Origin of the sequence: Sphingomonas sp. NPDC019816, from assembly GCF_050274375.1 — a bacterium.
Lineage (GTDB): Bacteria > Pseudomonadota > Alphaproteobacteria > Sphingomonadales > Sphingomonadaceae > Sphingomonas.
Genome location: NZ_JBNNOB010000276.1, coordinates 1 through 1,237 on the forward strand (window position 1 = coordinate 1; position 1,237 = coordinate 1,237).

At 63.6% G+C, this 1,237-nt stretch carries 1 protein-coding gene; it reads left to right on the forward strand.

Features of this window, described 5'->3' with window-relative positions:
• Window positions 1-52 precede the first annotated feature (52 nt).
• Window positions 53-1,203 (forward strand): IS3 family transposase gene (locus tag ACQKJZ_RS19390; protein ID WP_156844008.1). Its coding sequence is split into 2 segments (ribosomal slippage): window positions 53-317 and window positions 317-1,203, totalling 1,152 coding nucleotides; the frame shifts between segments, so codons are not numbered across the junction.
• Window positions 1,204-1,237 lie beyond the last annotated feature (34 nt).

Here is a 1,237-nt window from a genome sequence, read left to right on the forward strand (position 1 = left end):
TGGACTTGCCCCGGAAAAGTGGAGAGTTCCCTTGAGGTGAAAGGCGAACTCGATGACGAAGCAGCGACGTTTCACGAAGGAATTCGAGGAGGAAGCGGTCCGACTGGTGGCGACCAGTGGACGCACGCAACGGGAGATAGCGGAGGATCTGGGTGTCGGGCTATCGACGCTGGTGCGCTGGATCGGCCGCAGCCGGGATCGTTTGGTGGAGGCACCCGGTCAAGCGCCGCAGGCAGATATGGCTGCCGAGTTGAAGCGGCTTCGGCGGGAGAACGAGATCCTCCGGCAGGAGCGTGACATACTGAAGCGGGCGACCGCTTTTTTCGCCCGGGAGGGAAGTCGATGAAGTTCACGCTCATCGATCGGGCGAGAAAGGATTTCCCGGTCCACCGCCTCTGCCAGGTACTCGGCGTCAGCCAGAGCGGCTATTTCGCCTGGAAGGATCGCCCGGCCAGTCGGCGCCAGCGCGACGACATGGTGATGCTGGCGCATGTCCGCTCGGGGTTCGCGCTGTCGAACGGCACGTACGGCAGTCCACGCATGACGCGCGAGTTGCAGGATGATGGCTTTGCCATCGGGCGGCGTCGCACGGCGCGGCTGATGCGCGAGAACGGCCTGCGCGCCCGGCAGAAGCGCCGGTTCAAACGGACGACCGACAGCGAACACGCCTGGCCGATCGCGCCGAACATCATCGACCAGGATTTCACCGCGACCGCGCCCAACCAGAAGTGGGGCGTCGACATCTCGTATGTCTGGACCAGAGAGGGGTGGCTCTATCTGGCCGTGGTCATCGACCTGTTCTCCCGTCGCGTCGTCGGCTGGGCTGTCGGCGACCGGCTGCACCGCGATCTCGCGCTGGCGGCGCTGCGCAAGGCCCTCGTCCTGCGGCGTCCGCCCCAAGGGCTCATTCATCATTCGGACCGCGGCAGCCAATATTGTTCCGTGGAGTACCAGGCCGAGCTGCGTCGCCACGGCATCCGCATCTCCATGTCCGGCAAGGGGAATTGCTACGATAACGCGATGGTCGAGACGTTCTTCAAGACGATCAAATCCGAACTCGTCTGGCGGACGGTCTTCTACACCCGTGACCAGGCCAAGCAGGCCATTGCCCGCTATATCGATGGATTCTACAACCCGATCCGGCGTCACTCCGCGCTCGACTACATCAGCCCCGCGCAGTTCGAACGAACCGCGTCACGCTGAGCAAATGCCTCTCCACTTAAGCGGGGCAAGTCCA